A 21,960-nucleotide genomic window follows, 5' to 3' on the forward strand; every position below is an offset into this window, starting at 1 on the left:
GCCCTTTTAACCCGTTTTGAATTGAAAATTCAGCATTCTATTTTTACCCGTTTGAGATTTCGATCCAGAATAGCTACCTTAGCGGTTAGGAAGAAAAACAAACAGCAGCCCTCAGAAAAAACTATGGGACCACACCAGTATATCAGACTCTCAGAGCTCAACGGCCAGATCCAGGACACGATCAATTCGCGTTTTAAGGGGCAGACTTACTGGGTGATGGCCGATATCACCAATCATTCCTTTAAGGCAGACAAAAAGATCCATTATTTTGAACTGGTTGAAAAATCAGAGACCAGCGGGGTTATCACCGCTAAAATAATGGGCAAGAGCTGGGGGAACGGAGCGCTGAGAATCCTAGATTTTGAAATCACAACCGGCCAGCGTTTTACCAACAACCTGCATGTGCTGGTCCAAGTGAGTGTGGACTTCCATCCGCTCTACGGCCTTTCGGTAAACCTGCTGGATATCGACAGCAATTTTATGCTTGGGATTTTAGAGCGGCAGCGTAATGCGACCCTTGAGCGGCTGGTGAAAGAAAATGATTTCATACGCAGAGAGGGCGGGGGGTACTCAACGCTGAACAGCGGTCTGATGCTTCCTGCGGTTATCCAAAAGGTTGCAGTAATATCTTCAAGCAGTTCTGCCGGAAATGAGGATTTCCGCCATACCCTGCAGCACAATGATTTTGGGTATACCTTTCAGGTTGACGGCTATCATACCGTTGTCCAGGGAGATAACAATGCCAAGCTTTTTCTAAACAAGCTCATTGAGGTCTATAATACCGGAATCCCTTATGATGTCATTGTCATTACAAGGGGAGGCGGGTCGCAGTCTGATTTTTTGATTTTTGACAATTACAATATCGGAAGGGCCGTGGCTAAATTCCCTATCCCTGTGATTACCGGCATAGGGCACCAGAAAAACGTGAGCATCACCGACCTGATGGCACATACCCCTACCAAAACGCCGACCAAAGCCGCAGAGTTTATCATAGCGCACAACCGCAGTTTTGAGCAGCACATACTCTCGCTGCAAAGGACTATTGCCATTAAATCCCAGCAGCTTTTTCTGGGGTATTACAAAGAGCTCAGCGAACTTAAAAGCCTGGTTACCCATAATGCGAGGGTACTCGCTGCGGTTCGGAAAGAAGAACTGATCCTGAGCCGGCAGCATATTTTGCAGACCAGCCGAAACATACTGGCAGCAGAAAAGCAAAACCTGCTGCTTGCCGCACAAAAGACCCTTCAGCGTCCGAAGAGCCTTATCCAGCAGAAAAACAGTGATCTGCAGCATTTAAAAGCAAACCTGAAGATTTTTACGGGCCAGTACCTGCGCAGCCGCAGTCTGCAGCTGGAGGATTACCGGAAAACCATACAGCTGCTCTCGCCGCAAAATGTACTTAATAGGGGGTATGCTGTTGTACGGATACAGGGTCAAATTGTAAATGGGGCCGGCAGCATAAAGCAAGGAGAAGAGATTGAAATACTATTAAAAGATGCCCTGCTGAAAAGCACGGTCAATGAAAAAATACAATATGATGGAAAACACACTGACTTATGAGGCCGCAGCCAAAGAGCTGGCTTTGATTGCAAAAGAAATGGAAGAGGAAACCATATCTGTGGACGAGCTGGCGACCAAAGTAAAAAGAGCGTCCGAACTTATCGAGTTCTGCCAGGCAAAACTTAAATCCACTGAGGCTGAAGTGTCAAAAATCATCAGCGGGATGGAGAACCCAAAGGAGTAAAATTCAATCCGGGCACACTAAAACTGACTTTTTTGGCGTTATATTTTCCTATACATGCCAATAAAGAGTGCGTGGATAACAGCCATGCAGTGCCGATATAAGCCTAAACCTAAAAAAGCCCACTGTTCAAAAAAACGTGGGCTTTTGCACTGCTATGATACAAGGGGGGACTATAAAAACAACAGCACTCCAGGTATGCTTTTTCTATTTTCCATGATTTTTAAATTTTAGTATTTATACAAGTTACCCCGTAAAATAATCGTGTTGTATTACAAGCAGACCACCGAGGCGCCACCCTCGGCTATCATTTGTTTTGAATAAACCGGTATTTCATCCCTGCTTTACCTGGCGGAAGGTGAGGTTGATCCTGGGGAGAACGGGGCGGGCTGTTTTAGGCACCTGATGCTCCCAATAGGTATTAGTGCTTCCTGCCATCAGCAGGAATGTCCCGTGGTGCAGGGGAATCTCTATCGGGGCAATATGCTTGAGTGCTTTATGGCGCAGACGGAAGAGACGAGTCTCACCGAAAGTCACCGAAGCAATGTTCATGTTTTTATTACTGGAAGAAGTTTTATCGCTGTGCCATCCCACACCATCAGTGCCGTCCCTGTAGAGATTCAACAGCACGGCATTAAAATTTATGCGGGTCTCATCCTCTACACGTTCCCTGATCTGGAGCAGCTCCAAGGGCCAGTGGGGATTTGATTTTCGCTCAGGCCTGTTGGTATCGCCGTACCAAGAAATCATGCGCGGAGCGGTAACCACTTTGTCGTACATCGGCATTTCATATTCCCTCCACTGTGTGCCGTGGTACAAAACATTGTAATAATGGTCGGATTCCTGTTTATTGAAAAAGTTATCTATCAGCAGCAGGTCGGCATCGGGGACATCGAATATTCTTCTGCCGCCATTACCTGATGAAAAAATTTCGGTATCATCAAAAAGCATCATTTTCTTTAGTTTTCAAGTTCATACTCAGACTGCCGGCTTTCCGGCGGGAGCCTGTTCATTACTCATTTTAAGCCTTGGAATATTGATTTCATGTTCCTGCGGATAAGGTGCGCGATGGGTCATGCTCACATCTTCGCGTATTTTCTGCTGCGCCCTGTACTTCCAATCGTTCTCATGTTCATAGCGCGGATCAGGTATAAAAGGCATTTTGGCCATCTTTGTGACCGTTATGGTCGGGAAATGGTAATCCACTTCAACATTTCCCAGCAAAAGGTAGCAGCCTCCTCCCTGAAAAGGGTACGCTGCCAGGCTGTCGGTGAAATGTGCCGTGTCAAACATATCCCCCTGGGCATCGATCCAAGTGCCGAAATACATGGCGCCCATCTTTGTGGGCACATGCTTACGCGAGATCAGATAGGCCAGCATGCGCACCTGTTTTTTATGATGCCCCAGAAGATCTTCTGCCATTACACTGCCCCTGAAGGGGGTCTGAAGCAGATCAAAAGGGGAACAGGAGACAGGAAAACCCAGCAGTTCAATCTCATCAAAGGCATCTTCAAAAGCCGAGCGCTCCAGCTGCGGCAGTACGAATTCCTTAACAGGCTCCTGAAGCAGCATCGGGGTGCGGTTCTCCGGTTTAAAGTTTACCAGAATAAGGCGGGCAATGACCAGCAGCTGGTTTTTTGTTTTCCCGGTGAACCGGAATGCACCGATGAAAATCAGAATCTGTATGGCTTCGATTCCAATTGGTATGCGGTTGATAAAATCCTCAAGTGATTTGTATCCTCCATTGTTTTCACGCTCAGTTTGGATCATAACAGCTGTTTGGGATTCCAGGCCCTGCAGGTGCATGAAACCCAGGTAGAGATCAGAACCATACAGAGTGGTTTCAAATTCACTTTTATTCACACAGGGATTATGCACTGAAGCCCCTGACATCCTGGCTTCATGGACATACACTTCAGTGCGGTAGAAGCCGCCCTGGTTGTTGATAACGGCCGCCATAAACTCAATAGGATAGTGCACTTTCAGATACAGGCTCTGATAGCTTTCCACGGCATAAGAAGCAGAATGCGCTTTACAAAACGAATAACCTGCAAAGGATTCGATCTGGCGGTATATTTCCTCGCTGAGTTTCAGCGGATGCCCTTGTGCCTGACAGGATGCAAAGAAATTATCCTTTACCTTCTGCAGGGCCTGCTTGGAACGTCCTTTGCCTGACATGGCACGGCGCAGGATATCGCCGTCAGCTGCAGGCAGTCCTCCATAATGCAGGGCGATTTTGATTACATCTTCCTGATATACCATAATACCGTAGGTTTCCCCAAGCTGCTGCTCAAATACAGGATGGAAGTACTCGAATTTATCAGGATGATTATGGCGGAAAATATATTCCTTCATCATTCCGGACTGTGCGACGCCCGGACGTATGATTGAAGAAGCTGCAACAAGAGTTTTGTAATTGTCACATTTCAACCGGCGAAGCAGTCCGCGCATAGCCGGGCTTTCTATATAAAAGCATCCGATTGTTCTTCCCATACCCAAAAACTCATTGCAGCGGGCTTCATTTTTTGAAATGGAAGTGTCACGGATATTCAGGCGGATACCCCGGTTTTTCTCAATGAGTTTTACACTGTCATCGATGTGGCCGATACCTCTTTGGCTTAAAATATCGAACTTCTCAAGGCCTATATCCTCTGCAGTATGCATGTCGAAAAGCGCAATAGGGTAACCTTTGGGAGGCATCTCCAGCGGCGTGTAATTGGTAATTGGCTGCTCGGAGATCAGGATGCCGCAGGAATGCATACTTCGCTGGTTTGGATATTTCTCAAGCAGCATTCCATACTGCTGCACCTGTTTAACTACTTTATTTGCAGGGTGAAGCTGCATTGGGTTTTTGGCAAGTGCATCGAGCTCTTCCTTTGGAAGTCCAAAAACTTTACCCACTTCACGAAAGATAGAGCGGTATTTGAATTCAACGTTTGTCCCGCAGAAAGCAACGTGGTCATATCCATAGCGTGAAAAAATGTAATCTAAAATGGTATCGCGTTCTTTCCAGCTCCAGTCAATGTCAAAATCAGGAGGGCTTTTTCGGTTCAGGTTCAGGAATCTTTCAAAATATAAATCCAGTTCCAATGGACAGATATCTGTAATGCCAAGGCAGTAGGCAATTATGCTGTTGGCACCGCTTCCACGCCCGATATGAAGAAATCCCTGAGAATTGCTGAACCGAATAATATCCCAGGTAATCAGGAAATACCCGCTGAATTCCAGCTGGTCAATTACCTTGAGTTCCTGGAACATTCTGGATTTAGCCTCTGCATTGTTTTTACCATAACGCCACTCTAAGCCCTGTTGTGCCAGAGTGGTGAGCAGGGTGATATCGTCTTTTCTGCTGCTGGTATAAAATTTTTTATTTTTTGGTGTATTGAAATCAAATTCAAAATGGCATTCGGCAATGATTTTTTCGGTATTGGAAATGATCTGCGGATACTCTTGATAACAGGAGAGCAGCCTGTCCAAAGACACCATAATTTCAGTTCCCGAGCAGTGGTCCTCTGCAGTAAGACGGGACAAAATTACATTAAGGTCAATAGCACGCAGTATTTTATGCAGCTGGTATTCTGTTTTAGTACGGAAGGTTACGGGCTGCAGGATGACCATTTTCCCTGTTTTGGTTTTCCAGTTAGACCATACCAGGGAAGAAAGCTTCTCGGGCCGTATCCCGATAAACTCATGTTCTTTTAAAACAGCAGGCACATTCTCCAGTGGATAAATAACAAAGACATTTTCAAATTCCGGTGCATAGGCTGGCAATGCTGTTTTCTCAAAATTATGCCGGGTCAAAAAGCGGTTCATTTCCGCGAGCCCTGAGGCATTTTTAGCCAGTCCGATAAAACGCAGCTGATGAGCGGAACGGAATTCCATTCCAACCAATGGTTTAATACCGGCGGTCCGGCATCCTTTTATAAAATCATAGATTCCCGTTACCGTATTGATGTCAGTAAGGGCCAAAGCCTTGAGCCCGCAGCTGACAGCTTTGGCAATCAGTTCTTCCAACGGTATAGTTCCGTAACGAAGAGAGTGGAAGGAATGACAGTTGAGGTACATTTATTGGGATTTACGTTTTAAAATTTCATTTTTATTGTTAGGCTTAAAAGAAGCCCCTGCGCACCGCATGACCGCGTCAAAACCGTAGCGGTTTTTCATTTTATCCATAGCCTGATAAAGTGCCAGCATTTCTTCGGTGTCATTGAAAAGGTCTATCTGGTAGGTGCCCCGCACCAGTCCGCTGAAACGCACACCGATAAGACGCAGTCTCATTCGGCGCTGGTAGAGCTTTTGAAAAAGATCCATTGCGGTTTTTGTCAGTATATGGTCAGCAGAGGTATACTGAACCCTGCACTGTTTGGTTTCCGTATCAAAATTGGCATACCTGATCTTGATAGTCACAGTTGAGGTAAGCCACTGTTCGGAGCGCAGCTGATAGGAAAGTTTTTCCACCATGCCTAGGATAACCCTTCCCAGTTTGTCCATGTCTATAGTATCTTGAGAAAAGGTATGTTCGGTGGAAATCGACTTTCTTTCGGTGTAGGGCTCCACCGGGCTGCTGTCAATGCCATTGGCTTTTTTCCAGAGTTCAATGCCGTTGCGGCCGATCATCCGCTCCAGCGATTCTACGGGCATTTCAGAAAGGGTCTTAATGGTCCGGATCCCAATGCGGGAGAGCAGCTGGAAAGTCTTATCGCCCACCATTGGTATTTTACGCACCGAAAGGGGATTTAAAAAAGACTGCACCAGATGCTCGGGTATCTCCAGGTTCTGCTTCTGTTTGCCTTCTCCCGTGCCGATTTTCGACACGGTTTTATTGACCGAAAGGGCAAAGGTAAGGGGCAGGCCTGTTTCCTTTGTAATGCGCCTTGCCAGTTCATCGGTCCACTTATAGCTGCCGTAGAATTTATCCATTCCGGTAATGTCAAGATAAAACTCATCAATAGAGGCCTTTTCCACCACAGGTGCCTTTTCCTGTATGATTTCAGTCACGTCATGTGAAAGCCTTGAATAGAGTTCCATATCACCTTTCATTACTTTTGCCTGGGGGCACAGGCGCAGCGCCATCTGGATAGGCATGGCCGAGCGTACCCCGAAACGGCGCGCCTCATAGGAGCAGGAGGCCACAACACCGCGCTCCCCTCCGCCGATAATCAGCGGGATACCGTTAAGCTCGGAATTGGACAGTCTTTCGCAGGAAACGAAAAACGTGTTCATATCGATGTGTACAATTGCTCTGCTCATCCTCTATTTCATTTTATACCCATCAAAATTAGTATAGATAATAACAATTTTTATAGTTACATATGTTACAAATAGCAACAAAATTATAAAATCCTTATTTTAAAGGGGATTTGAAATAAGGTTTTTTGGACCGCATTGAGCTTTATTCAGAAATTACGCAAAAGTTCTTTAAAAGTTTAGAGCTGTCTGTGACTTTGCGGCCGGTCCGACCGGATAGGAGAACCAATAAAGCAGGATGAAGCTGTTAACTGCTTTAAAATCAAATATTTTTGATTATTTGCTTTTAATAAAAAGAAAATTTTCTTACATTTATAATGGTGGCTGCATATGGATGATTCTCCAGTACCCCAGTTTAACAAAAGCTTATATTACCCCCCGGTATAAATTTTTGCGGATTTTTAATTTATTTATGTAACTGCATAATTTTTTACGCTATGTTACAAGAGCACCATTCCCGTATAACTATTTTTCTGGCAGAAGATGATGAGGATGACAGCCTACTGTTTATGGAAGCGGTCAGGGAACTCAATTCTGAAATAACCGTAAAGGTATCCCGGGACGGACAGCAGCTTTTAGAGGATCTTCATAAATCCTAGAGTGAGCATCCGGAAATTTTATTTCTCGATATCAATATGCCCTTGAAAAATGGCTTTGAATGCCTGAGGGAGATTAAGGCCGGCGGCAGCTTCCGCGGTATGAAAATAATTATGTTTTCCACCAGCAGCAGCACGATACATATTGAAATATCCTATAAACTGGGTGCGGACTTTTATGCGGTGAAGCCCGGCTCATTTCAGCACCTTAAAGAAATGCTTGCGAAAATACTGGACATAGACTGGGATGCGACGCAGAGAAATAAAAAAAACTTTCTTCTGGCTTCGAGAACAATGAATGCACTTTAACAAAAACTGCCCTTTAAAAGGACAGTTTCTGCTTGATATGCGTCTTAAAATTTGGAGATCCCTAGACCGCCTGCAGGGTCTCAGAAGCCCCCTGCGGGGTATTTTCTTCATCCTGGATCTCTTGCAGGGATTCCCCCGAGGGCTGTGCTGTCTTTTTCATCAGGATATAAAAATCCCTGAGATGCCACCATGCAGGACAGCGGTCAATCGGTCCGTTAAAGTTTCTGATAGTGGTGTAGCAGCTCTTTAAGAAAACCTGCGTATCGGTAATCTTTGCCCATGGTGTCCAATCCACTTCTTTAGGAGGAGGAGTGTTTTCAAAATGGCGTTTTATGTCTTCGTAATTCATGCCGTAAAATTAAATAAAAACCCTCCACTAAGCAAACCTAAAGAAGTTCCTCATTTAATGTCCGGTACTGTTTTTATTGACTTTATATCTTGTCTGGACGTGTGCCGTCAAGTTTGGAATATTATAAGATTATTGAAAGATCCTGTAAGTGACGGCTCTTTATATTATCGTAAATTTGTTTCTATACTGGTAATGCTGCTGTTTAAATCAGTCAGAAAGATACAGGAGACCGGCGGGGTTCGTCTGGAGGTTCTGTCCCAAATGATTTAGTTAGTTACCGCATACCATTTCAGGCAACCGCCGGCCGCCGAAGACTCCCTTTTTTAAAGGGAGTTTTTTTGTGTCTGGAATTCAGTGTTATATTAATCATTCAAACAGATATTGATATAGGATATTTTTTTCCAAAATTACCTTTTCTTTAGAAGGAGTCAAAATAAATAAGTATCCCTCATTCTCAACTTTGTAGAACAAAATTTCCGCATCAAGATTTTTTAATCCATAGTATTCAATTTTTCCATATATAACTTTGTTAGCGTCATCATTGATTTTAATCACTAATTTATTAAAATTGACAGTAAAATTTTTAACGCTATCATTATTAATGTTAAATGTTGGTCTTTGTTCAGCAATAAAATCTATAGTTTTAATTTTCTCTTTTTCATTAAAAATTTTCGGACTTATATTCATCTCAAATAAATCTTCATTAATTGTGGAAAAGTAACCAGGAGTAGGGCAGTTGCTTTTCTTGTAGCTATTAAAAACTAAGTTAGAAGAGATATTCGACAGTTTAATAACTATAAGAGAGTACTTTGAATGGATTTTGTATTGTGAAATAACAGAATCCTTATCTGTGACGTAACTTCCTATAGAAATGCTTTTCTTCTTTGAAAGATTTAAGTTTTTGATTTTGAAAGTTTTTTCAGGTACGAAATTCAGATTGTCACTTATAATAATTTTATTGCAACTAAGAAAAAGTATTGCAATAAAGATTAGACATAAAATTTTCATAAATTATTTATTAATAATGGGAGTATCATATTATTTATTTAAACGCCGGCTGTTACGATTGAGCTATAATTTTCTCACTGCGGATTCAAATATTGGTATCCCTTCAGGCTGAAGGATTGACAAGATAATTCTCTAAACCATAATGACTGTATATTTCCTGGGGCTCACATTCTTACAATATATGTTCATTTATTTATGTTTTTTCATGTTGAAATGAATAAAATCTATTTTGATTAAAAGATATATTATAGGAAAATGAATTCTATTGTTGTTAATGAGTTGCTAATATAATTTATTTCTTACTGATTATTAGAAGGGAATGAGAAGTTTAATTTAGTTTATTTATCAATTTGACATTTGACTAAAAATGGCTCGAAGCCTATTAGGTCAACATAAACGGATTTTACGAATCATTCTATTTTTGTAAGGTAAAACTTTGTTACTGTTGAAAAAGATCATAAAAAAGACCTATGTTTTATGAAGATAGGTCTTTTATCTGTAGCCCTAACGGGACAGTTTTCGAACCAAATATTTTACTTTAAATTTCCTCGCCGATCCCGATTTTAGGATTAGATATAAATTACTTTTTTATTATACGAATCATAGAGAAATCATCGGTAGGAACTAAGCCATATTTATGTTCTAATTTTTTTAGTTTTAAAGTAAGCATTTCATCTTGATCTTGATTGGTATTTTCAATTGTTAAAAAATCTATAGTATCAATATTTTCAGTTGATATGGCAGGCTTTATTTTTTCAAAGGTAAATATGCCGTCTGTTGCAATAGATATATCACTTATTTTGTTGAATTTTATTTTTTGTTGTAGAGAATCATATAATTTTTCAAAATCTTCTGAAAGATGAAAGCCCAAATAGTCTGGTTTATTGTCCTGGTCAAACTCATGTTTATTCCCATTAACAATTGCAAATCCATCCCCGATAGCAACAATAAGTCCTTCATCACTTTTTTTATTAATCAGCATTATCAGCATTGTTGTTAATAATTCTTTAGTATCCAACATTAATGCATTTTTTATGTTTTTTAGTTCGATTAATAAATTTTTTAAAATACACTTTAAACTTTCGTCAATATCTTCTAAATTATCAGGATTAATAAAGTCTATATAACCTTTTTCTATGCATATTTTTTTTAATATCTTCCCAACTAAGGTAGATGCAAAATGACTCTCCATTGCTGTTGTACAACCATCCATGACAGCAAATAAAATCATATTTTTTCCATATTCATTTATGTATAAATGATCTTCACAATTATTTTGGTGGTAATCTCCGATTCTTATTGTGGAATAAATATTCATTTCTTTCTGGTTTTTTGTGCGGAAATTAGTAGTCTGTCCTGATTAAAAATATGTTTATATCAAGATGAATTTTTGGAGCTAATATAATTCATTTCCCCCAAGAGCGCATGAAGATAAAGTAATTGATTTATCTAATTTTTAGATATAAAAAAACGGCACTATTTTTAAAACTCATAGTCCTTATTTCTTTTGCGGAATCAATAAATAAAATTTTCAAATAATTATTATTTTATCGATAAAATTAGATCTATAGTAGTATGTAATTTTCTTTAAAATTTAACATAAGCTTTTTGTTGTAAGAATAAATTTTATTTTTATTTGCTTTTTTTTTGTAAGAATATTTAATTTTAAAAAATCGATGAAACAAAAATTACTATTACTAATTTTATTAGCCTGCAGTACTTTATCCTATTCCCAACAGAAAGTTGTTTTTTCTTACGATTTGGCAGGAAATCAAGTTAGCCGTACTTTGTGCCTGAGCGGATGTGCAAGTAAACAAGTTAAGGAAAGCAAGGAAATTGAGGCTTTGGTGGAAGAAGATCTGCAAAAATTTTTGCCTGAGGATAACTTCTCATACTATCCTAATCCTGTAAAAGAGGAGCTTTTCTTAAGATGGGAAACTACTGAAAACAAAATAAGTTCAATAAATGTTTACGGAGTATCGGGACAGGTTTTAAAATCTTACACGGAGCTTCAGAATAGTACCTTCCATAATATTCCATTTCAACAATACCCGACAGGAGTGTATCTGATTGTACTCAATTACAAGAAAGGCGAGCAGAAAACAATAAAAATTATTAAACAATAAATTGTATTTATGAAACAATTTTACATTACTTTAATATTATTAATTAATTTAAATATACTTTCTGCGCAATCTACCGAAGTGGGGGTAACTCCCGGTGAATTGTCTGTTTCTTTGACTGGTGCTGCTAACTATACAGTGCCTATCGCAGTTCCTCCTGGAATTAATGGTATTGTACCTAAGGTTAATTTATTTTACAGTAGTCAGTCAGGGAATGGAAATGCTGGTTATGGCTGGAACATCGATGGTTTATCCACGATCACTAGAATAGCTTCAACTAAATTTCACGATGATGTTATAGATGCAGTAGATTTTGATAATCTGGACAGATTTGCTCTGAATGGACAGCGTCTTATTTTAAAGGCGGGGAGTCCGGCAGGATATGGAGGAAATGGTGCTGTTTACGAAACCGAAAATTACTCAAATCTTAAGATTACTTCATATGGTGTGAGCTCTTATGGTGCTTCCTACGGTCCCTCCTATTTTTTAATTGAATACCCCGATGGATCCAAAGCATACTACGGAAACACTCCGAATTGCCAATCCCTGACAGACTGGGCTATTTCGTACTGGGAAAATGCTCAAGGGGTTCGAATAAGTTATAATTACCTTCAGACAAATAATGTTTTAGATATTAGTTCTATAAAATATGGCACCGTTAATGCGGTGTCCCCAATAAATGAGATATTGTTTAATTATGGTTCGCGCGCCAGATCCGAGCAGGGATATGTAGGCGGGCAGTCATTTATAAAATCTCAGAAGCTTACAAGTATTAATGTCAAAGGAAACAATGTAGGATACAGAAATTATCTTCTGGAATATAATACGACTAATCTTGGCTATGAGCTGCTTAGTAAAATAACAGAAAAAAATGGAGATAATTCAAAAAGCCTTAATCCCACAGTTTTTACGTATGACGTAGCTGCAGATGTTATTTCCCAAGTTGAAAAACCGATAAGTGCTAATATAGGTATAGGATCAGTTAATATAAAAAATTCAGCGATAATTTCGGGCGACTTCGATGGTGATGCTAAAATGGATTTTGCATTATATCCTACAACAGGACCAGACCAAAAAAAACATTTTTGGCTTTTTAAAGATTTAGGAAGCAGTTCCTTTAACCTTCCTTTAAAAGTGTCCTGTGGTGCTTTTGAGGGTATTTTTCCATCAACAGGCCTGATGCCGGATGGAAAAATGTTTTATTATCAGGGAATTACTGTTGCACAGCTAGATAGTAATCCTAACACGATTAATTTTAATACCTACTATAATTCAATTTATGGAGTGGGTCTGGAAAATACTAAAAAGGCAGTTTTTCCAATAAGGAATGTACAAAGCTGCTGGGACTATATAAATCGTGCCCAAGAAAAAGATTATTTCAGTGGTGATTTTAATGGAGACGGCTTGACTGATGTTATAGCTTTAGATAAAGAGCTTAACGCATTTGTATGCGATATTGATCCCCGAACTGGTGAAATTGAACAGTATTCTGCGACAGACAGTACAGGGAAACTATATTTTATTGATCTGGATCGCAGAAAAACTATAAATTTTGTAAATGATGCGGGTACGTTACAAAGTTATTATACCGGCAATAAAATTGAGACTATCGATGTAAATGGGGACGGCAAAACTGATTTTCTTCATTTTGTGACTGGTAGAGTTTATGTTTATTCTTTAAACAGCAGTAATCAGATGGAGGTATTATGGACAACTGTTGATAACGATATAAACCCAATCAATTCAAGCATATTACCTGGCGATTATAATGGCGACGGTAAAATGGACTTTCTTATATCAAAAGGTACGGGGCTCCAAACCACACAATGGGTCAAGTTTTTATCGAATGGGAATGCATTTGAAAAATTTCCTCAAACCTATTTCTTTAATAACTATGGTACCTTGGAAACAGCTACTACAGTTAATAGTAAGATTAATGTGCCCGTGGATATAAATGGGGATGGTAAGACAGATATTGTGAATATCACATCCTATTACGAAAAGAACAGCAGTTCTGGTAATATAGCTATTGCCATTTACAATAATGTAGACTCCACATTTTCTGCAGGACAGCCTTCTCTTGCAACCGGAATGTCTAGTGCTATAAAATCTTACGCTGTTCCTATTTTTTTAACGCCAAATAAGAATAACAAAAATTTAGCATTAGGAATTATAAGTGATAATCTGCTTTATCATTTTGCCTCACTTGCTGATTTTAGTAAGCAAGCACTTTTAAAAGAAGTGAAAGATGGAAATTTAGTAAGCAAAAAAATTACTTACAGTGGCTTGGAGCATGATCAGTATGAATCTATCTACACTCCATCAGTTTTTACGGAAACATTTCCAAATATTGACGTTAATGCTGCGCCGAATTTTAAGGTAGTTAGAATGCTGGAGGAGCAGAGCTCAGGACAGTATAAAAAGCAGGTTTTTAGTTATGCCGGCGGGGTTTCAAATGCCGAAGGGCTTGGCTTTCTTGGTTTTAGAGCAACAATGAAAACAAATTGGTACAGCGATGGCTTGCCAATAATATCGACGGTATCTAAAAATAGTATAGGGCTAAGAGGAGCAAATATTGAAAATTTTGATGTACTGGGGTTATCTTCACCTGAAGCTCCAGCTCCATCTTCTTTTATTTCAAGATCTGTTTTAGATTACAATACCGCTGCTGATGCATTACAGACTAATAAAGTATTTAAACTCAAAAATACTGGAATTACCAAATTTAATGGCTTAGACGATACAAGCAGTATAACCACAAATACTTTAGATCAGTTTAATAATCTTACCTCAGTACTTGTTCAGCTTAAAGAAGGATCAAATATCATTCATACAAGTACGACTGATATTAGTTATAAGACAGAAAATCTTTCACCATTTTACAGGGGAGTTCCAGATGTAAAAACAATTACTTCAGTTGTTAATGGAAGTACTATGTCTTCTGAAGAACGTTATGATTATACTTCAGGCAATTTTGGGCTATTGGAACAAATTAGGAAAAAAGGTGATGCTTCCACAAATTATGTGACCGAGAAAAATGACTATGACAGTTTTGGAAATGTAGTAAAGAAGACAATTTCTGCAAGTGGTCTGGTACCTAGAATTACAAGTTATGAATATGACCAATCAGGAAGGTTTTTAATTAAAAGTACAGATATTGATCTTCTATTTAAAACATTTGATTATAATTTAAATTCGGGAGTATTAAATTCTGAAACTAATCAAAATGGTCTAACAACAACATATTTATATGATTCATGGTTTAAGAAAATAAAGACGACAGATTATCTGGGAAAAAGCAATGCGTATACTTACTCAAAAAGTTCTGAAAAGAGTATTATTACAAATACAGGCGATGATGAAAGTGTCGTTGAAGAGACTTACGATGATTTGGGGAGAAAAGTAAAAGTTAAGGTAAAAGATATAGCAGGTAATTTCTCTGCTATAGATTACTTTTATGATATTTATAATAGAAATTATAAAACAAGTGAGCCTTATTTTGGCAGTAATTCCTCTCAGTTTAATGAAACCCAATATGATGAATACGGTAGATTTAAAAAGAGTATTTCATTTACTGGTAATACAGTGCAATGTAATTATTTTCCGCTTACGACTAGATCTGAAATTACTGAGAATTCAAAAACAAAGACAATCATTAAAAATGTGACGGGTAATACTGCTTCAATTACAGATTCTCCAGGAGGAACTATTACTTATACCTATTATGCTAACGGCAGTTTAAAAGAGTCTGATTTTGCAGGTTCAAAAACTACAATTACACTGGATGGTTGGGGAAGAAAGACGAAGCTTGTAGATTCTTCTGCTGGTACTTATACTTATGAATACAACGATTTAGGGGAAATTACAAAAGAAACAACTCCTAATGGAACTACCACATATATTTTCGATGATTATGGTAAAGTAAAAGAAAAAACTATTGTTGGAGGAATCACTACCAATAGTAAAACTAGTTATACCTATGACACATCTTCTAAACTGCTTGTAAAAATTGAGTTTGAGGATTTTATTAATGGAGGAAGCATAATTAATGATTATACTTATGATCCTTTCAAGAGAGTGAGTACAGCCGCAGAGTCTACTCAATATGCTGTATTTGCAAAAGAGTTTACATATGATGCATTTGGGAGGGTTGATACAAATACATTAACAGCTCAGGCCGGTGGAAAAAGTAGTTCTAGAGTACTTAGAAATACTTATAAAAATGGAGCACACTGGCAGATTTTGGATGACGCCACATCTGCAGTTTTATGGGCGACTCAGACAGTAGATGCCAGAGGAAAATTATTAACAGCAGTATGCGGACCAGTGGCGTTAGCAAATTCTTATGATAATTACGGTTACGTTTCAGAGTTCAATTATAATTATGCTGCTTCACCTTCAATCAATATTTTAAAACTAACAACATCTTTTGATGCTCAGAAAGCTAATTTGGACAGCAGAACAAATAGCCTGTTTAATAGATCTGAAACTTTCAAATATGATGCATTGGACCGTCTGACAGAATTTACAAATGTTTCAGGTAATCAGGAAAACCAAACATATGATGACAGAGGAAGAATTCTACAGAATAGTGTCGGATTATACAATTACACAAATAATAACAAACTCTATCAAAATACTTCTGTAGATTTAACAGCCGATGCTTTAACATATTATACTGGTAGGCAAGCTTTAGATGTTACTTACAACACATTTAAGAGTCCGTTCGAAATCCATGAAGCTGGAATCGACAGAATCAGCTTCATCTATAATGACAATAACTCACGAAGTGCTATGTTCTATGGCGGACTTCAAGCTGATAAGCTCCAAAGATCGTTTGGAAAGTATTATTCTTCAGACGGATTAATGGAAATTAAACATAATTTATCAAACGGAGGCGTTGATATTGTAACTTACATTGGTGGAGATGCATATTCTGCTCCATTAATATTGAAGAGTGATGGAACATCCCAAAATTATTTTTATTTACTTCGTGATCACCAAAGTTCAATTATTGCCGTTGCAGACCAATCAGGTACAATTATAGAAAAAAGACTTTTTGATGCTTGGGGAAATATAGCATCTGTTCAGGATAACGCAGGAAATATTCTAGCTGGACTAACAGTATTAGACAGAGGATATACAGGCCACGAGCATCTACAAAGTATTGGAATTATACATATGAACGGCCGTTTATATGATCCAAAGCTGCACAGGTTTATGCAGCCAGATAATTTTGTTCAGGATCCGTATAATACACAGAATTATAACCGTTATGGTTACTGCTGGAACAATCCTTTAAAATATACCGATGCCAGCGGTGAATGGATTCACATAGTAGCAGGGGCTGTTATCGGAGGGCTGGTAAATTGGGGAGTCCACGGATTTAGATTAGACATGGACGGTCTTAAAGCATTTGGAATTGGCGCAGGAGCAGGTGCTTTAGGAGCAATGACAGGTGGAGCTGCATTCGTAGGAATGGGAGGTGCTGCAGGTGGTCTTGGTGGTTTTGCTGCTGGAGCTGTGGGAGGAGGCGTAGGTGCATTTTATAGCGTGGGATTAACTAATGCTGCAAATAATGCAGTATTAGGAGATCCACTAATGTCAGGCGAAGACTTAGGTTTTGCAGTTATGCAAGGTGCATTAACAGGTGGCATGATAAATGGAGTAGGTGCTCTATTAAATGGTAATAGCTTCTGGACCGGAACTCCTCCAAGAGTATCAGCTCAGCCAATAACATTGCCTAAACCAGCTGGACTTGAAAAAATAGATGGTAATAAGACTATAAAAACAGGAGATTATAAAATCTCGAATTCAACTAAATCAACAACAGCTCCGACTTCTTCAAATAATGCTTCAGGAAATATTGATATTGATAATGGATATGTTGATTTATCTAACAGACCAGAATTTAATAAAATTTCCTCACAGGCAGATGATATAATGGATAGCATGGTACAAGTTCGTCATCATACAGATATTAAAGGGCTTAATGGTATAAAAAACAGTGGATTTATAAGACCTGCTCGATACGAACCTTTTGGAGTTGACGTGGAAGTTGCCCCATTTTTAAAACCTTCACAAGTAAATTTAGGACAATGGGGTGGAGGAATAAAAGGCGGCGGAGGTTATATTGAATTTTCTGTACCTAGAAGTCAACTTACTACTCCTCCTACATACATGGGAGGTACTGGAAATGTAGGGCGAGTATTAACGGGAGGAGATGCTTCTACACCTTTCTCTCTTAGCGGAACGAATCCTATCTTTGTAAAAAATTGGTGGCCATTTTAAATTTTAATTATGAATCAAATTAGATTAGATTATCCCTTTGCTGTTTTTTTATATGCATATCTGCAACAGATTGATCTGTCGTTAGACAGAAGTAGGTGGACTCCTTTAAATGATTTAAAACATTATTACGAAATGCAGATTGCACCTGGAAGAGTTTTGAAATATATTATAAACAGGTTTGATTTAGACAGAAATAGAATCAAGGATGTTTATTATGTCATTCCAGTCCCTTTATCAATTAAAATTCGAGCATGGTTTGAGCTTTATTTTAAAAGAGAATGTGTTCTGTCTAAAGAAGAAGTCTATTACTGCTGTCAAAAACTATTTATTTTAGATCACTATTTGAATGGAGATATAGAAGTTCATAAATTAGAAATAGAGAAATTGAGAGTTGAATTGTCACAATTTACGTTTGACGTTCTTCAATCCCGAGTGTTTGTGAAAGACAGAATCAAGGCACAGCGCGTAGAACATTTTAGTCAAAGTAAAAACTTGGATGTTATAAGCATGAAAGAATTTAGCAAAGGTTTAGATCTGTGATAATGTATCAGATGTGTTGCTGTTTAACTATTGCATCTAACATTTGCAGAAATTCACATATTATAGTAATATCGCATAAAAATGGTAATGTATCAGATGTGTTGGTGGTTAATTATTGCATCAAATATTTAGAGAAAATCAGATATTTATATTCATATCGCGTAAAAATCAAAACAGCCTTTGGGCTGTTTTTTTATTTTATGATGTTTTTGTATTAAATCTGTTTGTCAGTAGATTTAGATTTTTTTTGCTTTGTATTTTGGCCGGTGATCATGAAAGTTGGTTAGGAAGGTTTCTTTATTTACCTGAAAGATTGTTAGTTAGTTAGTTAGTTAGTTAGTTAGTTAGTTAGTTAGTTAGTTAGTTAGTTAGTTAGTTAGTTAGTTAGTTAGTTAGTTAGTTAGTTAGTTAGTTAGTTAGTTAGTTAGTTAGTTAGTTAGTTAGTTTTTTATTCTTATAAAGTTTCGAACCTAAACTCGGAAAGCCTTGATTTTGCTGAATTTGTAGTTTTCTACAATTGAGAGTTCCACGATTCTGCCACAAAACTCAGAATTATGATTTTTATAGCTTTTTTGATGTAGTAATGTTTCTTAAGGTTTTATAAATTTGTTCTCTATTATATAAGTGGAAATGACCACATGGTAATTTTCCGAGTTAATATTTCACATATTGAAGGTTTAGTAGGAAGTGTTTTGTATTACTTAAGGAAAGGTGGTTAGAGATCCTGCTTTTTGATCTGCGAACACATTTGATAAAAAAAAATTTTAAAATCATCTACAAAAGTTGGATAAGAAAAACCAAGTTGAAATTGATTATCCCAAAGTTTTATTGCTAAGGTTGCTACTCCCCAGATAGGTTCTTCAGGAGGTGCATCTAAGATTGAGAGATAAGTTTTTATTCTCTCATCGATATCAGGATGAGTTTTTTGTCCATAAACATTATCCTTTAAAAATAGCATACTAACAAAACCCATGAGAAGGCCGTATTCAACAGTTTTTTTGTTTTCATAATCACGACAATTCAACAGTAACTCGATTGCTCGTTTATCCGCTTCAATCTCTTGGTCAATACTTGTTTGATTCTTTTTAGTGAAGTGATCTAATTCTAGATGCGCGTACTCATGTGCCAATATAAAAGTCATAGCATACACATATAAACCATTAGTTCGAAGGAGATGAAATTCTTCTTCCTCTGAAAATTCTTCAGGATTTGGAAAATATTTTTTGTCCCAAGGAGAATAAGAAACTACTAAAGATTTGCCATACTGAAAAAGTTCTTCAGCTATATTTAATAAAGCTACGTCCACTTCCTCGATGTTTGCTTGCCCTTGTTTTTTTTGCATTGGTTTAGCAACTCCCTCCTCATACATAACAAATAAGCTAAAGCAATTTATCCAGACATATGACATATAGGTCTCATGAATATTAACTTTACCTGTTTCATCAACAAAAGGCATCTGCTTCTGTGTGAGTGCTCTAGGTGTAATGTGATAAATTATACCGGGAAAAAGTTTACCTGAATTTATCATTTCTTGGATTTCCTTGGCAAAATCACCATGCAAGTTTTCAAATCGATGACTTATATTGTGTTTTAAGACACGGATAGGCTGTTCACCAGTATGACTGGCAAGTTTTATACTTTTTTTCATTAAAACGGTAGCTATTAATGTTGCATAGGTTGAATGCATTTGTCTTTTCGGTCATGTGAATCGATAATGTTAATTGTATAGTCTTGATCTTTAACTAATTTAGTTTCCTCAAGAATATTTAAAAGATCCACCTGAACTTTTTTCAGTTGACCATCATCAGAAGTTGTTACTTTATCTTCTTTCGAAATTGCAACCAATATTTGGCGATTCTTATTTTTGCTGGCCTCCTTTAACAATACTTTTAAATCTGCAGATGCTATAGCGTGCTGTCCTGGCTCGTCAAGAATTAAGATTCCAAGATGTAGTTCGGCTTTTACCAATAATGTCATGTAGAATGCCCATTGTGCGCGAATGAAATCACTTGCTGAAGATAGTAATCTAATAGGTTGCGGCGTGATAGTTCCGACGCTTACAACAGGGAATAGTTTATTTGATTCCTCCTGAGAAATGTAAATACGTGAAAGTATTTCTTTAGAATAACCAAATTTTTCCAAATAGTGAATAAACTGATTTTTGAAATCATAAATTTTTTTCTGATCAAGCTCAAAATGACGTTTAAGTACTTCTTTTCTTGCTCGAATCTGCGCAAGTTTTTCAGAGATTTGCATTAAGTCTGTTTTAAATCTGTTAAATTGATGCCTAATCTTAGTCATTTTTTCAAGTTCAAACTTTATACGCATTTCTTCGTCAATGCTTATACGTGAGGGAATTCGTGAATCGTCCAGAAGTTCTTTATCTAGAATAGACAGAGTGTTTTTTAATTCACCAATCTTCTCTTGGTAATAATTGACAATTTTATCAAAGCGTTCATTAAGATTTTGTGAACTTTTAAGGTAAGATTCATATAAGCTTCGTTCAGACTTATAAAATGATATCGATTTTGAACCGTCAACTCGATCAATGTTTTTAAGTTCGATGTTTGGATTAGTTAATAAAGATGAGTTACAGACAGGACAATTTTCTACAGCTCCAATATGGAAAGATTGTAGCTGGTTAAGTTTATTTATCCCTTCCAAAGCTTCGATCTCCCTGCTTAATTGATCAACTGTGAATAAATAATTTTTTATTTTGATTCCTTCATTTACTTGCTGTTCCCTGACTTTCTGTAATTCCTTATTTAAAAAGGCTAATTTTTTGCTTGCTTCTTCTTGCTTTGATAAAATTTCACCACTGGTTACCTTGGAAATATCCAAGCTGTTTTTTATAGTTAAAATCCGATTTTTTTCGGTAAGATCTAATATTATTTGCTCCAATGTGCTATAAGTGCCTTTGGTATCTCTGGTCTGTAAATCAAGTTTTGAGATTTTTGCCGGAGAAAGTTCAGCTGTAAATGTTTCTGTAAGGTTCGCGGTTAACAGATTGTAATATGACGTAATAGTTTGAAAAGTTTCGACTGTATTTGTCCAAACATTTTTATATTCCTTTTCGCGCTGCTTTAGTTTATCGAGTTCAAACTCTTCTATTAGTCCGCTAAGACCTAATGTATATTCTACAATTTTTTGTTTTGCTTTTTTTGTGTTAAAAACAGGAATCTGTGCAAAGAAATCTGACCAGCCTTTTGTCTGCTCCACGAATGAGCTCGCAAATATCTGCTGCAAGTACAGTATTTTTAGTGTAGTTCCGTCATCATCGACAAAAAGCGGTATTGGTATCTTTGAAAAATCAGAAAGCCATTTATAAAAGCCGTCAATATGGTCAGTATCACCTGCGGCGTGTATAAACTTTTCCTCAGGTGATCCTTCATTGATCTGTACGCTAATCAAATTAGGGTCTTCCTCATATTGAGATTTTATAATCCTAGTAATTACAGCTTTTTGACCATCTTGGTTGCTGATTTCTAGTTGTGCTGACGATTCAAAAACATTAAAGTTCTGGTTATTGTATTTGAAACTAGTCTTTAAACATTCTTTTAGACCGTCAGAATTACCATAGCTGGCCAATTGCTCCATTCCCAGACAATAATAGATGCAGGATAATACTGTGGATTTACCGCTAGAATTGTCCCCAGAAAGAATATTTAGTCCAGGACTAAAAGTGTACTCGAAACCAAATTTTCCACCCTCAGTTTCTGTAACCAAGGCCTTAATTGTGTGAATCTTGATCATTTT

The 21,960-nt window shown here is 37.8% G+C and carries 14 protein-coding genes; 6 read left to right on the top strand and 8 right to left on the bottom strand.

The genetic code is table 11. The features are described from left to right. Positions 1-21 precede the first annotated feature (21 nt). Both xseA and xseB read left to right on the top strand, forming a co-directional pair. Positions 22-1,560, top strand: a complete 1,539-nt coding sequence (gene xseA, locus QE431_RS09835) for an exodeoxyribonuclease VII large subunit (protein ID WP_307295342.1) — start codon at positions 22-24, stop codon at positions 1,558-1,560. Further along, positions 1,520-1,744 carry an exodeoxyribonuclease VII small subunit gene (xseB, locus tag QE431_RS09840; protein WP_307295344.1) on the top strand — a complete coding sequence of 75 codons (225 nt, stop codon included), beginning with the start codon at positions 1,520-1,522 and terminating at the stop codon, positions 1,742-1,744. Before xseA ends, xseB begins: the two co-directional genes overlap by 41 nt. 330 nt (positions 1,745-2,074) lie before the next feature. Here xseB and QE431_RS09845 read toward each other — a convergent pair whose 3' ends face one another. From QE431_RS09845 to dinB, 3 genes are read right to left on the bottom strand one after another with little or no spacing between them, the layout of a single operon-like run. After that, entirely contained in the window at positions 2,075-2,695 is a 621-nt protein-coding gene (locus QE431_RS09845; protein ID WP_307295346.1) for an alpha-ketoglutarate-dependent dioxygenase AlkB, read from the bottom strand. 24 nt (positions 2,696-2,719) lie between these two features. Beyond that, positions 2,720-5,806, bottom strand: coding sequence for a DNA polymerase III subunit alpha (locus tag QE431_RS09850; protein ID WP_307295348.1), 3,087 nt, complete (start codon positions 5,804-5,806; stop codon positions 2,720-2,722). Then, the gene (gene dinB, locus QE431_RS09855) at positions 5,807-6,991 is read right to left on the bottom strand and encodes a DNA polymerase IV (protein WP_307295350.1); all 1,185 of its coding nucleotides are present in this window, start codon (positions 6,989-6,991) and stop codon (positions 5,807-5,809) included. Positions 6,992-7,602: 611 nt separating this feature from the next. On the opposite strand from dinB, the gene QE431_RS09860 reads away from it, so the two are divergent. Next, positions 7,603-7,893 carry a response regulator gene (locus QE431_RS09860; protein ID WP_307300529.1) on the top strand — a complete coding sequence of 97 codons (291 nt, stop codon included), beginning with the start codon at positions 7,603-7,605 and terminating at the stop codon, positions 7,891-7,893. A 61-nt stretch (positions 7,894-7,954) separates the two neighbouring features. Here the strand turns inward: QE431_RS09860 and QE431_RS09865 are convergent, their stop codons facing one another. The 3 genes from QE431_RS09865 to QE431_RS09875 all read right to left on the bottom strand — a co-directional run bounded on the left by QE431_RS09865 (position 7,955) and on the right by QE431_RS09875 (position 10,568). Continuing rightward, positions 7,955-8,242 (bottom strand): hypothetical protein, encoded by a 288-nt coding sequence (locus QE431_RS09865; protein WP_307295352.1) that lies wholly within the window; start codon positions 8,240-8,242, stop codon positions 7,955-7,957. Between the two features lie 366 nt (positions 8,243-8,608). Then, positions 8,609-9,250: a hypothetical protein gene (locus QE431_RS09870; protein WP_307295354.1), complete on the bottom strand. Its 642-nt coding sequence runs from the start codon at positions 9,248-9,250 to the stop codon at positions 8,609-8,611. A gap of 580 nt (positions 9,251-9,830) precedes the next feature. Continuing rightward, on the bottom strand, positions 9,831-10,568 hold the full coding sequence (locus tag QE431_RS09875) for a protein phosphatase 2C domain-containing protein (RefSeq protein WP_307295356.1): 738 nt from the start codon (positions 10,566-10,568) through the stop codon (positions 9,831-9,833). A 358-nt stretch (positions 10,569-10,926) separates the two neighbouring features. On the opposite strand from QE431_RS09875, the gene QE431_RS09880 reads away from it, so the two are divergent. From QE431_RS09880 to QE431_RS09890, 3 genes are read left to right on the top strand one after another with little or no spacing between them, the layout of a single operon-like run. Then, positions 10,927-11,376, top strand: coding sequence for a T9SS type A sorting domain-containing protein (locus QE431_RS09880; protein ID WP_307295358.1), 450 nt, complete (start codon positions 10,927-10,929; stop codon positions 11,374-11,376). Between the two features lie 9 nt (positions 11,377-11,385). Beyond that, on the top strand, positions 11,386-17,664 hold the full coding sequence (locus QE431_RS09885) for an RHS repeat-associated core domain-containing protein (RefSeq protein ID WP_307295359.1): 6,279 nt from the start codon (positions 11,386-11,388) through the stop codon (positions 17,662-17,664). A 9-nt stretch (positions 17,665-17,673) separates the two neighbouring features. Next, positions 17,674-18,204: a hypothetical protein gene (locus QE431_RS09890; RefSeq protein WP_307295360.1), complete on the top strand. Its 531-nt coding sequence runs from the start codon at positions 17,674-17,676 to the stop codon at positions 18,202-18,204. A 715-nt stretch (positions 18,205-18,919) separates the two neighbouring features. Here QE431_RS09890 and QE431_RS09895 read toward each other — a convergent pair. Together QE431_RS09895 and QE431_RS09900 are read right to left on the bottom strand one after the other, a co-directional pair. Next, complete coding sequence (locus QE431_RS09895) at positions 18,920-19,891, bottom strand: phage exclusion protein Lit family protein (protein WP_307295362.1); 972 nt, start codon at positions 19,889-19,891, stop codon at positions 18,920-18,922. Next, positions 19,867-21,957, bottom strand: coding sequence for a hypothetical protein (locus tag QE431_RS09900; protein ID WP_307295364.1), 2,091 nt, complete (start codon positions 21,955-21,957; stop codon positions 19,867-19,869). The genes QE431_RS09895 and QE431_RS09900 overlap by 25 nt, the downstream gene beginning before the upstream one ends. Positions 21,958-21,960: the final 3 nt, after the last annotated feature.

This window comes from Flavobacterium sp. SORGH_AS_0622 (genome assembly GCF_030818825.1).
GTDB lineage: Bacteria > Bacteroidota > Bacteroidia > Flavobacteriales > Flavobacteriaceae > Flavobacterium.